Source organism: Streptomyces sp. IBSNAI002 (genome assembly GCF_052244475.1).
Taxonomy (GTDB): Bacteria; Actinomycetota; Actinomycetes; order Streptomycetales; family Streptomycetaceae; genus Streptomyces.
In genome coordinates this window covers 623,574-638,013 of record NZ_JBQPXG010000002.1, presented here as the reverse complement: position 1 = coordinate 638,013, position 14,440 = coordinate 623,574, and the positions used below count along the sequence as shown (strand labels likewise).

The following is a 14,440-nucleotide window of genomic DNA, read 5'->3' as shown; positions in this document are numbered from 1 at the left end:
GCTGTTGACCGGCATGGTAGCGAAGGCTAACTTCCCCTTGCAGGGCAATCACATTCTCAGATCCTGTCCACATATCTAGACTGGGATCCACATTCGATGATTCGCAGATCCGCATCCACCACCTTGGCGACCTCTCTGGCCGGGGCCCTGGCCCTCACCGCCCTCACCGGCTGCGGCGGTGGCCCGGACGCCGCCGCCGGTGCCGGCGACGGCAAGGCCCCGCTCACCGTCTGGGTCCGCAAGCCCCCGGGCTCGCCCACCGAGCAGACGCACAGGGAACTGGCCGCCGCCTTCACCCGGGCCACCGGCATCCGGGCCGAAGTCACCGCCCTGTTCGACGACTTCGAGACCAAGCTCCAGCAGGCGGCGGCGCAGCGGAAGCTCCCGGACCTGATCGTCAACGACACCGCGTAGCTCGGCACCCTGGTCAAGCAGGGCCTGGTCCGCGAGGTGGGGCAGTCCGAGCTCGCGGGCGCCGACCAGCTCATACCCGCTTCCTGGGAGGCCGCCCGCGCCGCCGACGGCAAGTACTACGGCGTCCCCTTCTCCGCGCAGACCTTCGCACTCTTCGTACGCAAGGACTGGCGGGAGAAGCTGGGCATCGCGCCGCCCGCCGACTGGGACCAGCTGGACGCGCTGGCCACCGCCTTCACCACGGGGGACCCGGACGGCAACGGCAAGGCCGACACCTACGGTTACGTGATCCCCGGCACCACCAAGCGCGGTTACATGGACTGGTACTTCTCCAGTTCCCTGTGGTCGGCGGGCGGCGAGTACTTCACCGGTGAGGGCGGCAGCCTCGCACCCGCCCTCGGCAGCCCGGAGGCCGTGCGGGCCGCGCAGTACCTCAAGGACCAGTTCTGCTCCGACAAGAGCGTGGTCCCCGGCGCCGTCACCGCCGAGACCACCCAGGCCCACCCGCTGTTCGAGACGGGCAAGGGCGGCATCTACCTCACCGGCCCCTACAACATGGCCCGCTTCGACAAGGCCCTCGGCAAGGACAAGTACGAGATCCTGCCGCTGCCCCCGGGCCCCGGCGGCAAGAGCGCCGTACTCGCCGAAGGTGAGAACACGTACCTCATGGCGGGCTCCAAAAACCCCAAGGGCCAGCTGAAGTACGCCGAGTTCCTGATCGGTGCCGAGGGACAGCGCGCCGGCATGGCAGGCGACACCGCGGGCAACGTCGTCCGGCTCCCCGTCAACAAGTCGGTGCGCCTCGCGGAGGTCCGCCAGGACACCCGCTGGCAGGTGTTCGACAAGGTCTATCGCGAGGCGGGCCGCTACTCCCCGGTCGTCAAGGAGTGGACGCCGTTCCGCCAGGCCTCCGCCGAAGCCGTCAACGGCATGGTCGCCGACTGCGGTTCCGACCCCGGGGCCGTCCTCGGCAAGCTCGCCGGCGCCTTCTCCGAGGAGCTGAAGAAGCAGGGAGCGTCCTGATGCGGCGGCCGTGGCGGGGGCGGGCCGCTCCCTGGCTGTTCCTCGCCCCGGCGCTGCTGCTCTTCGCGCTCTTCAAGTTCCTGCCCATGTGGCGGGCGATCGAGATGAGCTTCCACGAGGTGCGGCCCTACCTGGGAGACCGCTGGGTGGGATGGGCCAACTACCGGCAGGTCGTCACCGACACGGCGTTCCTCGATGCCATCGGACACACCGTGGTCCTGGCCCTCGGCCAGACCGGCGGCTCGATGGTGCTCGGACTGGCCCTGGCCCTCCTGCTGGAGGGCACCGCCCGCCGGCTGTGGATCGTACGGACCGCCGTCTTCCTGCCGACGGTGACCGCCATGGCGGTGGTCGCCGAGGTCTGGCGGATCCTCTACCACCCGGCCGCCGACGGCGCCGTCAACACCCTGCTCGGCTGGCTCGGCGCAGGGCCCTCCGCGTTCCTGTCCGGCCCCGACAGCGCCCTGTGGTCGGTCATGGCCGTGGGCGTGTGGCGCGGCGCCCCCTACGACATGATGATCTTCATCGCGGCACTCGCGGGCGTCGACCGGACCCTCTACGAGGCCGCCGCCGCGGACGGCGCCGGCGTCGCCCGCAGGATCTGGCACGTCACCCTGCCCGCCCTGCGCCCCGCCTTCGCCATCCTGCTCACACTCGCCGCGATCCGCTCCCTGCGGGTCTTCACCGAGATCTTCCTGCTCACCAACGGTGGACCCAGCGGCTCCACCGAGGTGCTGATGACCCTCGTCTACAAGCTCGGCCTGGAACGTGCCGAACTCGGCGTCGCCGCCGCCGGCTCCATGGTCCTGCTGGCCGCGTCCGTCACCCTCACGCTGGCCGTCCGGCTGTCCCGGACCGGCACCGGAAAGGAGGCCGCCCGGTGAGCCGCGCCAACCGCCTCGACACCGCCCTCGGCCTGGAGGAGAGGCGCGGCCCGCTGGCCGCCGCAGCGAAACTCCTCCTGTACGCCCTGCTGGTGCTCGTCTTCGCCGGCCCCCTGATCGCCCTGCTCGCCAGCGCCTTCAACCACACCACCGACCCCACCTCGCTGACCCTCGTCCCGACACGGCCGACGCTCGCCAACTTCGAGGCGGCCTTCGAGCGCGACGTCCTGCTCTACCTGCTCAACTCCTTCGTCGTGGTCGGCGGCGGGCTCCTCCTCCAGATCGGGGTGAGCGTCTCCGCCGCCTACGCCCTGGCCCGCAAGAAGTTCCCCGGCCTGCGCCTGGTCTTCCTCCTCGTCCTCAGCACGATGATGCTGCCCGAGGAGATCCTGGCCATCCCGCTCTCGCTGGTCCTCTCCGACCTCTCGCTGACCGGAAGCCTCTGGGGAATGATCGTCCCGGTCGGCGCCTGGGCCTTCTCCATCCTGGTCACCGCCGAGTTCATGAAGGAGATACCGGTCGAACTGGAGGAGGCCGCCCGCCTCGACGGCGCCGGCGACCTGCGGGTCTTCTGGTCGGTGATTCTCCCGCTGTGCCGGCCCGCCCTCGGTGTCATCGGCATCTTCGGCTTCACCATGATCTGGGACCAGTACATGCTCCCGCTGCTGGTCGCCACCGACGCCCGGCAGTTCACCCTCCCGCTCGCCCTGCGCACCCTGCGCGCCGACGAGGAGGTCGGTGTCGGAGTACTGCTCGCCTCCGCGCTGCTCGCCCTGCTGCCCAGCGTGCTCGCCTTCGTCGCCATGCAGCGCCAGTTCATGCGCGGCCTCACCTCCGGCGCCGTCAAGGGCTGACGCCGCTGGTGCCGCCGATACCGCCTCACACCCCTGACCCGCAGTCAACCCCCTCGCCAGTCAAGGAGATCCACCTCATGCGCCTGCACGGGCTGCTGTCCTTTCCGCTGACCCCGTTCACCTCAGACGACAAGGTGGACCTTGGCGTCTTCGCCGCACACCTGGAGCAGCAGATCGCCGCCGGCCCCGCCGCGCTCTTCGTCGCCTGCGGCACCGGCGAGTTCACCGCCCTGTCCCCGGACGAGTACCGCGACGTGGTCGCCACCGCCGTCCGCGTCGCCGACGGGCGGCTCCCCGTCGTCGCGGGCTGCGGCGGAGGCCCCCGCCTGGCCCGCGAGTTCGCCGAGACCGCCGCCGCGTGCGGAGCCGACGGTCTGCTGCTGCTCCCGCCCTACCTCGTCTCCTCCACCCCCGCGGGCCTCGTCGACCACATCCGCTACGTCGCCGCCGCCACCGCCCTCCCCGTCACCGTCTACCAGCGGGCCAACGCCGTCCTCGACGAGGCCGCCGCCCTCGCCCTCCTCGACATCCCCACCGTCACCGGCATCAAGGACGGCCGCGGCGACGTCGACGCCATGCTGCGCCTGGTCACCGCCGTCCGGACCAGCGGCCACCCCCGCGCGGACGCGTTCGGCTTCCTCAACGGCCTGCCCACCGCAGAGCTCTCCGTTCAGGCGTACGGGGCCATCGGCGTCGAGTGCTACTCCTCCGCCGTGCTCTGCTTCGCCCCCGACCTCGCGACCGCCTTCCACCGCGCCGTACGGGCCGGGAACAAGGGCGCCGTCCGGACCCTGCTCGCCGAGTTCTACCTGCCCTTCGTCGCCCTGCGCGACACGGCACCCGGCTACGCCGTCGCCCTGGTCAAGGCCGGCGCCCGGCAGGCCGGCCTGGACATGGGCCACGTCCGGCCGCCGCTCGTCGACCCCGCCGCCGAGCACGAGCGGCGGCTCGCCGAGGTCATCGCCCGCGGCCGCGCCACACTCGCCGGGCTGGAGGTCTGATGCGCGTCCTGGAAACGGTCGTCACCCCGGTCGCCTTCCCCGACCCGCCACTGCTCAACTCCGCCGGCGTACACGAGCCGTGGGCCCTGCGGGCCATCGTCGAACTCCGCTGCGGCGACGGCCTCGTCGGCCTCGGCGAAACCTACGGCGACGCACCCCACCTGCGGCTCCTGAACGCCGTCGGCCCCGCCCTCACCGGGCTCGACCCCTTCGACACCCACGCCCTGCTGCGCCGCGTCCGCACCGTGCTCGGCGAGGACACCGACACCCCCGACCGGCGCGGCCTGACCGGCGGGTCCAGCCCCCACAAGACCACCCTGCGCGTCCTCAGCCCCTTCGAAACCGCCTGCCTGGACCTCGAGGGACAGCTCGTCGGCCGTCCCGTCGCCGACCTCCTCGGCGGCCGCGTCCGCGACCGCGTCCCCTACTCCGCCTACCTCTTCCACAAATGGGCCGCGCACCCGGGAGCCCCGCAGGACGCAGACCCGTACGGCGAGGCCCTCGACCCGGACGGCATCGTCGCCCAGGCCCGCCGGCTCACCGGCACGTACGGATTCCGCTCCATCAAGCTCAAGGGCGGAGTCCTCCCGCCCGACCGGGAGATCGAGGCGATCCGCGCCCTGCGCGAGGCCTTCCCGGACCACCCGCTGCGCCTCGACCCCAACGCCGCCTGGACGGTCGAGACCTCGCGGCGCGTCGCGGCCGAGACCGAAGGCCTCCTGGAGTACCTGGAGGACCCCACACCCGGCATCGACGGCATGGCCGAGGTGGCCCGCACCGCCCCGATGCCGCTCGCCACCAACATGGTGGTCGTCGCCCCCGAGGACATACCGCGCGGCTTCGCCGAGCGCGCCGTCGGCGTCGTCCTCGCCGACCACCACTACTGGGGCGGCCTGCGCCGCACCGCCGAACTCGCCGCGATCTGCCGGACCTGGGGCATCGGCGTCTCCATGCACTCCAACAGCCACCTCGGCATCAGCCTCGCCGCGATGACCCAGCTCGGCGCCTCCCTGCCGGAGCTGTCCTACGCCGCCGACACCCACACGCCCTGGCAGTACGGGGCGGACGTCCTCGCCGAGCCGCTCCGCATCAGCGACGGATCCGTTGCCGTACCCGACCGTCCCGGACTCGGAGTCCGCCTCGACCCCGACGCGCTCGCCCGCCTCCACGAGAACTACCTGCGGTGCGGCATCCGGGAACGGGACGACACCGGGTACATGCGGCGCTTCGACCCCTCCTTCCGCAAGCGGCGGCCCCGATGGTGAACCCGACCGTCTCCGCCCACGCCTACCCCTGGGACGTCCTGGACGACCCCGCCTTCCCCGAGCGGGCCCGGGACGCCGGCCTGGACGCCGTCACCCTCGCCCTCAGCTACCACTCCACCCGGGCCGCCACCCCGCTGCACCCGCACCGCCGGTTCGTCGATGTCCGCCGCTCCGCGCTCTACCGCCCCGTGGACCACCGGGCGTGGACCGGCCGCCGCCTGGTGCCCTCCCCGGCCGAATGGGTGCCCGGCCCCGATCCGGGCGGCGCCGCCGTCGAGGCCCTCGCCGCGGCCGGCATCCCGGTCAACGCCTGGCTGGTGCTCGCCCACGACAGCCGCCTGGGCACCCTCCACCCGCGGCTCGCCGTCACCAACTGCTTCGGCGAGTCCTACCCGTACGCCCTGTGCCCCGCGCAGCCGGAGGTACGGGACTACTGCGCCACCCTCGCCGCCGAAGCGCTGCGCGGACTCACCCCCGGCGCGGTGCGCGGGGTGTCCCTGGAGTCCGCCGGGCAGCTCGGCGCCGTCCACCTCGGCTGCCACGAGAAGACCGACGGCGCCTACCCGGCCACCGCCCTGAAGGCCCTGTCCGTGTGCTGCTGCGCCGCCTGCCGAGCCCGCTGGCGGGCCGCCGGACTCGAACCCGCCGAGGCCGTGGCCCTGCTGCGGCGCTCGGCCGCCGCCGACGGCCCGCCGGTCCCGGAGGCGCCCGGAGCCGTGCTCCTCGCGGCCCGGCACGCCGCGGCCGACGAGCTGCGCGGGCAGGTGCTGGCCGCCGTACGCGCGACCCTGCCCGGTGTCCCGGTCACCCTGCACGCCCACCCGGACCCGTGGGCCACCGGGCCGTCACCCGGGCTGACGGCCCGGGCCCCCGAGGAGGTGGACGCCCTCCTCGTGCCCTGCTGGCCGACGGGCCCCGGCTCCGCCGCCCTGGTCGAGGCGGCCGCGCGCCACGGCCTGCCCGTCGACGCCTACGTCACCGCCCAGCCGCCGGCCGACCCCGAACGGCTGCCCGCCCACGTACGAGGGCTGCGGGCCGCCGGGGCGAGCCGGCTCAGCCTCTACCACCTCGGCCTGCTGCCGCCCCCGCGGCTGCCGCTGCTGGCCCGCCTGGCGAAGGAGTTCCGCTCATGACCCCGCCCCGCCCCGCGTCCCCCGCCCCGCCCCGAACCCTCCTGCTGACCGGCGCCGCGGGCGGCGTCGGCGGCTTCCTGCGGGCGAGCCTGCCCGGCTACGGCTACCGGCTGCGGCTCGCCGACCTGAAGCCGGTCGAGGGCGCCGACTCCCTCGTCTTCGACCTGCGCGACGCCGACGCGGTGCGCGCGGCGGTGCGCGGTGTCGACGCCGTCGTCCACCTCGGCGGGATCTCCCTCGAGGACACCTTCGAGGCGGTCCTCGGAGCCAACGTCCAGGGCACCTACCACCTCTACGAGGCGGTCCGGCGGGAAGGCGTCCGCAGGGTCGTGTTCGCGAGCAGCAACCACGCCGTCGGCTACGTGCCCCTGACCGGCGGCGCGCCCATCGGCAGCGCGGCCGTGCCGCGCCCGGACACGTACTACGGCCTGTCCAAGGCCTTCGGGGAGAACCTCGCCTCCCTCTACGCCGACAAGTACGGCGTAGAGACCGTCTCCCTGCGGATCGGGTCCTGCTTCACCGAGCCGCGCTCCGTCCGCATGCTGGCCACCTGGCTCAGCCCGGCCGACTGCGGCCGTCTCGTGCACGCGGCCCTCACCGCCCCGGGCGTCGGTCACACCGTGGTCAACGGCATCAGCGCCAACACCCGCGCCTGGTGGGACCTCGGCTCGGCGCGCGCCCTCGGCTACGCCCCGCAGGACGACGCGGAAGCCTACGCCGACGCGCTGCTCGCGGCGCACGGCCCCCTCGACCCCGCCCACCCCGACGCCCGCTACGTCGGAGGCTCCTTCACCCTGGCCGATCCGCACGGCGCCGGCTGAGCCGCCGGGCGGCCCGGTCCGGGCCGCCCGGCGGGGTGGTGCCGTGCCCCAACACGGCACCACCCGGGGTTCTGTGCGTGTCAGGCGTTGATGCAGACGTTGTCGGCGGCCAGGTTGCCGAACCCGATGACGTTGATGGAGTTGCCGCAGAAGTTGATCGGGATGTCGACCGGTACCTGGATCAGGTTCCCGGACAGGACACCGGGGGAGCCGGCCGCAATACCCCAGGCTTCGGCGTCGGCGGACGCGACCGAGGCACCACCGAGAAGCGCGAAGCCGACGGCGAGGGCCAGCCCGGCACTCTTCAGGACACGCGACATGTGAAATCTCCTTGTACAGACGGCAAGCACAGCCAGGCTGCGCCGGGGGCCCCGGACGGGGTCCGCATCCTTGCTTCGGCAGCCCCGGCCCCCAGGGCCCGGCCGCACCCGCCGGATTCCCCCGAAGGAGTGCGCGTACGGCGGCATTCGGCGGCACCGCGCCGCGGCCCGGCGGCGCTTGCGGGCCCCGGTCCGAGGCTTTCCGGCGGGGGCGGGGAGCTGACGGCCGTTCGCGTGGATTTGCGGAGGGTCCGAACGCGGGTGCGGGGGCCCGCCCCCGGCGGGAGATACCTCTGGTGCCTCCGAACCGAGGAAGGGAACGCATGAGGAATCGACTCGTACTCGCCGGGTCCGCCGTCCTGGCAAGTGTCGGACTGTGCACCGCCGCCGCGCCCGCCACGGCGGCGCAGGCCCCCCTGAACCTCAGCGTCGGCTGCGGGGACGTGACCGGACTCGTCACGGCCATCGGGCAGGCGAACGCACAGCCCGAGGGCGGCACGATCAGGCTGGTCAAGGACTGCGCCTACCGTTTCCAGGACGACTTCGAGAACTCGGGCACCGCCCTGCCGGCCATCACCGGGAAGGTCGCCATCGTCGGCGACAACTCGACGCTGATGCGCTCCGTGCGCGACGGCCTCCCGTACTTCCGCATCCTCGCCGTCGGCCAGAGCGGCCGGCTCGCGCTGAAGGGCATCGGCGTGACCGGCGGCCACACGGAGGGGAACGGAGCGGGCATCGCCAACCGGGGGATCCTGAGGCTGGAGAACAGCAAGGTCGTGGGCAACCAGTCGGGCGGGGCCGGCGGGGGCATCGCCAACGCGGGCGGCGACGTCACGCTCGTCGACAGCACGGTCCTGACCAATGTGGCCACCTCGTCGGCGGGCGAACCCGGCTTCGGCGGCGGACTCAGCAACGACGCCACCGGCACCCTCACGCTCAGGAGGGCGACCGTCGCCGGCAACACGGCCGACGAGGACGGCGGCGGCATCCAGAACCACGGCACGCTGACCGTCGACCGCAGCTACCTCGCGAACAATCAGGCCCGGGACGACAACGGCGGGGGCGTCAACAACCTCGGCAGCGCGGAGATCAGGCAGAGCAGGCTCGTCGAGAACTGGGCCGGCATCGACGGCGGCGGCATCCACAACGGCGAGGACGCGACGCTCGAGGTCTACGACACCTCCTTCACCGGGAACAAGGCGGGCAACGACGGCGGCGCCCTCCACAACGAAGGAACCGCCACGCTGAGCGACAGCAAGGTCGAGAGGAACTCGGCGGCCCGCGACGGCGGGGGCCTGAGCAACGAGCAGGTGGCGGGGGCCGACACCGCACAGCTGACGCTCGAACAGACGACCGTTTCGGGGAACCGTGCCGTCGGGGCGGGCGGAAGCATCACCAACGGGGCCGGCGCGGTCGTGACCCTCACGGAGAGCGAGATCGGTACGAACCTTCCCGCGAACTGTGCCGGAACGGTCCCGGGCTGCTCCTGACAGGCACGTCTCGGCAGGTGGAGCACATGGAGCTGCCCCGGGCGAGGGGGAGTGGTCGGATCGGTGCATGAACGATCCGTACGCCATTGACGTCCTGGCCGTATCGGCGCCGGCCGGTCTCGCCGAGCGCCGGGCGGCCCGCCGCACGGCGGCCGCCCACGCCGCGAACGCCGAGGAGCTGGAGGACCTCCTCGACATGCTCGGCCTCCACCCCGACCACGACTCGGCCGCCACCGGCGGTCAGGGCGCGCCCTTGCGGCCCCGGCGCCCGTAGGAACCGGCGGGCCCGCCGTGCCTCCGCCGGGCGGGCGGGCCCCCCGAGCGCGCCGCGGGGGCGCCGGGTGTCAGCGGACCGGGCGGCGGGACTGGAGGTCGCGGAGCAGGGCGCGTTCGACCGGGGTGAAGGGGACGTCGGGGCGCAGGCGCTCGGGGTGGCCCGGCGGCGGGCAGTCGAGCGGGGCGGGTCCCGGCCGGTGCTCGGCGCGCGCGATCTCCCCGTTCAGGTGCAGGGTGCCGAAGGAGACCAGGCCTTGCCACACCACGCCCGCCCAGCGCCGCGTGATGGAAGGCCGCCTGCCGGGTCGCATGTCCACTGTCACCTCATCCGTCGAAACGATCATGCTTCGGCAGATGCTTCCGGTCGGCCCTGGGCCCCCGCTCGACATCGGCTCGGGACGCACTCGCGTCCGCCCGGAGCCGCCCGCGGCGCTCACAGCAGGGCCAGCAGCGCGGCCCGGTCGGTCTTGCCGTTGGCGGTGACGGGCAGGGCGGGGACCGACCTGACCTCCTGCGGCACCATGTACGCGGGCAGCGTCTCGGCGCAGAAGGCCCGGACCCGGGCGGCGTCCGAGGCCGCGTCGGCGCCCGTGGCCGTGGCCGTGCCCGTGCCCGTAGCCGTGCGCGTGCCCGTGCTCGCACCCGCGCCCGTACCCGGTTCCGGGACGACGAACGCGCACAGCACCGTCCCCTCCGCGCCGCGCTCCTCGGCGAACACCGCCGCCGCGGCCGTCCCGGCGAGCTCCAGCAGCCTGCGTTCGACCTCCCCGAGCTCCACCCGGTTGCCACGGATCTGCACCTGCGAGTCGGTCCGCCCCGTCAGCCGGAAGGCGCCGGACGGGTCGCGGTAGGCGAGGTCCCCGGTGCGCAGCAGCGGCTGCCCGGAGCGCGGCTCCAGCGGATCGGGGGCCAGCGCCGCGTCGGTGGCCTCCGGGTCGTCCCAGTACCCGGAGAAGAGCGCGGGGGTCCGCAGCAGGATCTCCCCGGTGGCGTACGGTTCGTCGACGACGCGGCCGTCCGCGTCGACCAGCAGCATCTCGGCGCCGGGGTGGGCCACGCCGATGGACAGGTCCGTCTCGTCCGCCGGCAGCGGCCGGGGCACCTCGGCGAAGGAGGCGGCCATGGACTCGGTGCTGCCGTAGCAGTTGACGATCCGCAGGTCGGGCCGGAGCTCCTGGACGCGGCGCAGCTGCGGCAGCGGGAACTTCTCGCCGCAGAACAGGATCGTGCGCAGCGAGCCGAGTGCGGCGAGCCGGCCGGCGTCGCGGCGCAGGACGGAAGTCCACAGCGAGGGCACCCCGTTGACCTGGGTGACGCCCGCCTCGTGCAGCGCGGACAGGAAGCGCCGGGGCCAGCGCACCACTTCGGGCTTGAGCGGCACCACGGCGGCGCCGGCGCCCAGGGCCATGCCGAAGTTCAGCAGCGAGAAGTCGAACTGCAGGGGAGAGGTGGACGCCACCCGGTCGTGCTCGGTGACCAGGCGTTCGGCCAGCATGCCGCGGTAGAACGCCACGACCGCGCGATGGCTCATCACCACGCCCTTCGGCCGTCCGGTGGTGCCCGAGGTGAAGATGATGTAGGCCGGGTCGGTCACCGACCGCTCGGTGCGCCGGCGCGGCCGGGGCGCGGGCGGGCGCTCGGCGCTCACCCCGGCCGCGGTGAAGGTGGCCGTGCCGGTGGCCGCGGGGAGTTCCGGGCCGGGGGTACCGGCATCCCGCAGGTGAAGCACCGGATCCGTCGCGGCGACGATCGACAGCAGCCGCTCCCGCGGGGTCTGCGGGCTGACCGGGATGAAGGCCGCGCCCAGCGTGGAGCAGGCGAGCAGCGCGGCGAGGGCCGCGGCGGAGGAGTCCGCCTCCAGGACGACGCGGTCGCCGACGCCGACCCCGAGCGCGGCGAGGCCCCCGGCGAGCACGCCCGCCGCCGTGGCCAGTTCCCGATAGGTGGTCTCCCGTGTCCCGCTATCGGCCGGCTCGATGACGGCCGGCCGGTCGGGAAATGTCGTCGCGGCCGCCAGCAGGAATTCGTGCAGGAATTCCGCAGGTGAAGCGCCATAAGGAGGGGACAGTCGGTCGCCGTGGTTCATGTCGGGTCTCCCATTCGTCCTCACAGTGCGTCAATTGCCGCACTGGACATGCTTCAACAGGTTGTGTAATCGTCTCTCCAGTGGCGGAAAAAAGTTTCCGCAATGCAGAATTATCGATGCTCTTTCGAGGATTCCCGGACCCTCGGTCGAATTCCGCTCGAGAGCAGCTAGAGAAGCACTGGAAAACCATTCGAATAACACCGGAACTGGAGGTCGGTCCCCAAATGTTTCAGGCCATTCCGCTTTCGCTGGGCCAGCTGTCGGTCTGGCAGGACATCCGGGATCTGCCCCCGGCCAGACGCCACGAGCCCAACAACGCCGCCGTCTGGACCCTCCCCCCGGGCACCGGCGTGCACCAGGTCCGCGGCGCCCTCGGCACGCTGGCCCGCCGGCACCCCTCGCTGCGCACCCGCTACGACCTGACCGACCCCGACGCACCGCGCCAGCTGCCGGCCGACGAGGCCGCGACCGCCGTGCTCGACCAGGCCGAGGCCGACCCGGGCGACCCGGGCCACGCCGACGCCGTCGCCGCTGAACTCGCCGCCCACCCCTTCGACCTGGGCGCCGAACACGGCTGGCGGGCCCGCCTGTTGACCCACGGGGACACCGCCCGCGCGCTGGTCTTCGTCAAGCACCACATCGTCGCCGACGCCTGGGCGCAGGAGCTGCTCCGCGTCCAGCTGTCCCAGGCCCTCGCCGGCGCCGCTCCGACCGCCGAGGCGCCGGCGCCGGGCCCGGCCGACCTCGCCGCCGAGCAGTTCTCCGAGGCCGGGCTGGGCCGGCAGGCCGCGGCCCTGCGGCACTGGGAGCGCCTGCACACCGACACCCCCCGCACGGCCCTCCCGCACCGGCCCGCCGACCGGGGCACCGCCCTGCAGGCCACCCTCCGCTCGGCCCCCGCCCTGGCGGCCGCCCGCGTCCTCGCCGACCGGGCGGGCGTCTCCGTGGCCTGTGTGGTCCTCGCCGCCTACGCCCGCTCCGTCGCCCGGCTGTGCGCCGACGGCCGGGCCGAACCGGAGGCCCTGACCGTCCAGTTGATGAGCGCCAACCGGTTCACCCCCCGCTGGAAGGGCCTGGTCACCTCCATGAACCAGTGGGCGCCCGCCCTGCTCCCGCTGCCACCCGCCACCAACCTCGTCGGCCTCGCCCGCGCCGCCCACTGGAGCAGCCTCACCGCCTTCCGCCACGGCATGCACGACGTCACCGCCGTGGCCCGGCTCCGTGACCGGGCCGCCGCACCCGAACCCACCTGCGCCTACAACTTCGTAGCGCTGCCCGAGGGCGCCGCCGCGGCGGACGCCGGAACCGGTCCCGAGCCGGGCGGCCAGAGCCCCGCCCTGCGCTGGGAGACGCCGTTCACCACCATCGGACCGCGCTGCTACGCACGCGCCGACGACATAGACGGCGTCCTGTCCGTCCGGCTCACCGTCCGCGACCTCGGCCGGGACCAGGTCGCCGCCCTCCTGTGGGACCTGCACGCACGGCTGCTCACCGAAGGGAAGACGGCATGACCGCGCCGACCACGCCCGTACCCGCCGCCCAGGCGCCCGCACCCGACCCCGCGCCCACCGCTGCGCGCCCGAGCCTGTGGCGCAACGGCGACTTCCTCAAGCTGTGGTCCGGCCAGACCGTGTCCCTGTGCGGCACCTACGTCACCCAGCTGGCGCTGCCGTTCGTCGCCCTCACCGTGTTCGACGCCTCGGCCTCGCAGGTCGGCACCCTGACCGCCGTGCAGTTCCTTCCCGTCCTGCTGCTCACCGTGTTCGCAGGCCGCTGGGCGGACCGGCGCCGGCGCCGGCCGCTGCTCGTCGGCGCCGACCTGGTCCGCGCCGCCGCGCTGGCCGCCGTACCGCTCGCCTGGTGGGCCGACGGGCTCAGCCTCGGCCTGCTCTACGCGGTGGGCTTCGCCGTGGGCTGCTGCAACGCCGTCTTCGACGTCGCCTACCTCTCGTACCTGCCGAGCCTGGTCGACCGCCGGGACCTCGTCGCAGCCAACAGCAAGCTCCAGGGCAGCTACGCCGTGGCCCAGGTCGGCGGCCCCGGCCTCGGCGGCCTCCTCATCCGCTTCGCGGGCGCCCCGCTCGCCCTGCTGATCGACGTGGCCTCCTACCTGGTCTCCGCCGTGAGCCTGCTCCTGATCCGCACCCGCGAGGACGCCCCGGCGCGGCCCCGTCCCGACGAGGACGGCGGGCTGGCGCGCCAGCTCGGCGCCGGATTCACCTTCATCCGCAAGGATCCGGCACTGCGCCTGCTCACCCTCAAGGGCGCCTGGTTCAACCTGTGCGAACAGGCCCTGCTCACCGTCTTCCTGGTGTACGCCGTACGGGAACTCGGCCTCGGCGCCGGGGCCCTGGGCACCTGCATCGGCCTCGGCAGCCTCGGCGCGGTGCTCGGCACGGTCCTCGCCCGCCGCGCCGGCCGGGCCCTCGGCGTCGCACGCGTCCTGGTCGGCTCCATGCTCCTCGGCTGCGCCGCCCCCGCGCTCATCCTGCTGTCCGACGGCAGCGGTCCGGGCTCCCTCGCGCTGATCACCGGCGCGTTCGCGGTGTTCAGCATCGGATTCACCGTCTTCAACGTCTACTTCGTCACCCTGCGGCAGACCATCACCCCGCCGGACCGCCTGGGACGCGTCACCGCCGCCTACCGCACCGTGGCCTTCGGAACCTTCCCGCTCGGCGCCTGGGCGGGCGGCGCCCTCGCCGGACCCCTCGGCCTGCGCACCGCTCTCGTCGTGGTCTGCGCCGCCTTCGCCGCCGGCTGGCTGCTCTTCGCCGCCTCGTCCCGCGTGCTGCGACCGCTGACCGTCTCCCTCGACTGAGCACACCGAGCACACCGAGCACACCGAGCACACCGAGCAAGCCCGAGCACGCCCC

General features: G+C 73.6%; 15 protein-coding genes. 12 read left to right on the top strand and 3 right to left on the bottom strand.

The window, feature by feature from the left end; translation table 11 throughout:
* Window positions 1-96 precede the first annotated feature (96 nt).
* The 8 genes from ACTVZO_RS03250 to ACTVZO_RS03215 are packed head-to-tail and all read left to right on the top strand — an operon-like array spanning window position 97 to window position 7,395.
* Window positions 97-414: a hypothetical protein gene (locus ACTVZO_RS03250; RefSeq protein ID WP_443296879.1), complete on the top strand. Its 318-nt coding sequence runs from the start codon at window positions 97-99 to the stop codon at window positions 412-414.
* A gap of 9 nt (window positions 415-423) precedes the next feature.
* Entirely contained in the window at window positions 424-1,437 is a 1,014-nt protein-coding gene (locus tag ACTVZO_RS03245) for an extracellular solute-binding protein (protein WP_443303032.1), read from the top strand.
* A complete protein-coding gene (locus tag ACTVZO_RS03240; protein WP_443296878.1) occupies window positions 1,437-2,321 on the top strand; it encodes a carbohydrate ABC transporter permease in 885 nt (294 codons plus the stop codon). Before ACTVZO_RS03245 ends, ACTVZO_RS03240 begins: the two co-directional genes overlap by 1 nt.
* Window positions 2,318-3,175 carry a carbohydrate ABC transporter permease gene (locus tag ACTVZO_RS03235; protein ID WP_443296877.1) on the top strand — a complete coding sequence of 286 codons (858 nt, stop codon included), beginning with the start codon at window positions 2,318-2,320 and terminating at the stop codon, window positions 3,173-3,175. The genes ACTVZO_RS03240 and ACTVZO_RS03235 overlap by 4 nt, the downstream gene beginning before the upstream one ends.
* An 8-nt stretch (window positions 3,176-3,183) precedes the next feature.
* On the top strand, window positions 3,184-4,176 hold the full coding sequence (locus ACTVZO_RS03230; RefSeq protein WP_443296876.1) for a 5-dehydro-4-deoxyglucarate dehydratase: 993 nt from the start codon (window positions 3,184-3,186) through the stop codon (window positions 4,174-4,176).
* Complete coding sequence (locus ACTVZO_RS03225; RefSeq protein WP_443296875.1) at window positions 4,176-5,441, top strand: glucarate dehydratase family protein; 1,266 nt, start codon at window positions 4,176-4,178, stop codon at window positions 5,439-5,441. Before ACTVZO_RS03230 ends, ACTVZO_RS03225 begins: the two co-directional genes overlap by 1 nt.
* The gene (locus ACTVZO_RS03220; RefSeq protein ID WP_443296874.1) at window positions 5,435-6,574 is read left to right on the top strand and encodes a hypothetical protein; all 1,140 of its coding nucleotides are present in this window, start codon (window positions 5,435-5,437) and stop codon (window positions 6,572-6,574) included. Before ACTVZO_RS03225 ends, ACTVZO_RS03220 begins: the two co-directional genes overlap by 7 nt.
* Window positions 6,571-7,395: an NAD-dependent epimerase/dehydratase family protein gene (locus ACTVZO_RS03215; protein ID WP_443296873.1), complete on the top strand. Its 825-nt coding sequence runs from the start codon at window positions 6,571-6,573 to the stop codon at window positions 7,393-7,395. Before ACTVZO_RS03220 ends, ACTVZO_RS03215 begins: the two co-directional genes overlap by 4 nt.
* An 80-nt stretch (window positions 7,396-7,475) precedes the next feature.
* On the opposite strand, the gene ACTVZO_RS03210 is transcribed toward ACTVZO_RS03215, so the two are convergent.
* Window positions 7,476-7,715: a chaplin gene (locus tag ACTVZO_RS03210; protein WP_443296872.1), complete on the bottom strand. Its 240-nt coding sequence runs from the start codon at window positions 7,713-7,715 to the stop codon at window positions 7,476-7,478.
* A gap of 323 nt (window positions 7,716-8,038) precedes the next feature.
* Between ACTVZO_RS03210 and ACTVZO_RS03205 the strand changes: the two genes are divergently transcribed.
* Both ACTVZO_RS03205 and ACTVZO_RS03200 read left to right on the top strand, forming a co-directional pair.
* Entirely contained in the window at window positions 8,039-9,205 is a 1,167-nt protein-coding gene (locus ACTVZO_RS03205) for a hypothetical protein (protein WP_443296871.1), read from the top strand.
* Window positions 9,206-9,272: 67 nt separating this feature from the next.
* Window positions 9,273-9,479, top strand: a complete 207-nt coding sequence (locus ACTVZO_RS03200; RefSeq protein WP_443296870.1) for a hypothetical protein — start codon at window positions 9,273-9,275, stop codon at window positions 9,477-9,479.
* A 70-nt stretch (window positions 9,480-9,549) separates the two neighbouring features.
* On the opposite strand, the gene ACTVZO_RS03195 is transcribed toward ACTVZO_RS03200, so the two are convergent.
* A complete protein-coding gene (locus ACTVZO_RS03195; RefSeq protein WP_443296869.1) occupies window positions 9,550-9,792 on the bottom strand; it encodes a DUF6059 family protein in 243 nt (80 codons plus the stop codon).
* Between the two features lie 122 nt (window positions 9,793-9,914).
* Window positions 9,915-11,567, bottom strand: a complete 1,653-nt coding sequence (locus ACTVZO_RS03190; RefSeq protein WP_443296868.1) for an AMP-binding protein — start codon at window positions 11,565-11,567, stop codon at window positions 9,915-9,917.
* Between the two features lie 224 nt (window positions 11,568-11,791).
* Between ACTVZO_RS03190 and ACTVZO_RS03185 the strand changes: the two genes are divergently transcribed.
* Both ACTVZO_RS03185 and ACTVZO_RS03180 read left to right on the top strand, forming a co-directional pair.
* Entirely contained in the window at window positions 11,792-13,078 is a 1,287-nt protein-coding gene (locus tag ACTVZO_RS03185; RefSeq protein WP_443296867.1) for a condensation domain-containing protein, read from the top strand.
* Window positions 13,075-14,385: an MFS transporter gene (locus ACTVZO_RS03180; RefSeq protein WP_443296866.1), complete on the top strand. Its 1,311-nt coding sequence runs from the start codon at window positions 13,075-13,077 to the stop codon at window positions 14,383-14,385. Before ACTVZO_RS03185 ends, ACTVZO_RS03180 begins: the two co-directional genes overlap by 4 nt.
* Window positions 14,386-14,440: the final 55 nt, after the last annotated feature.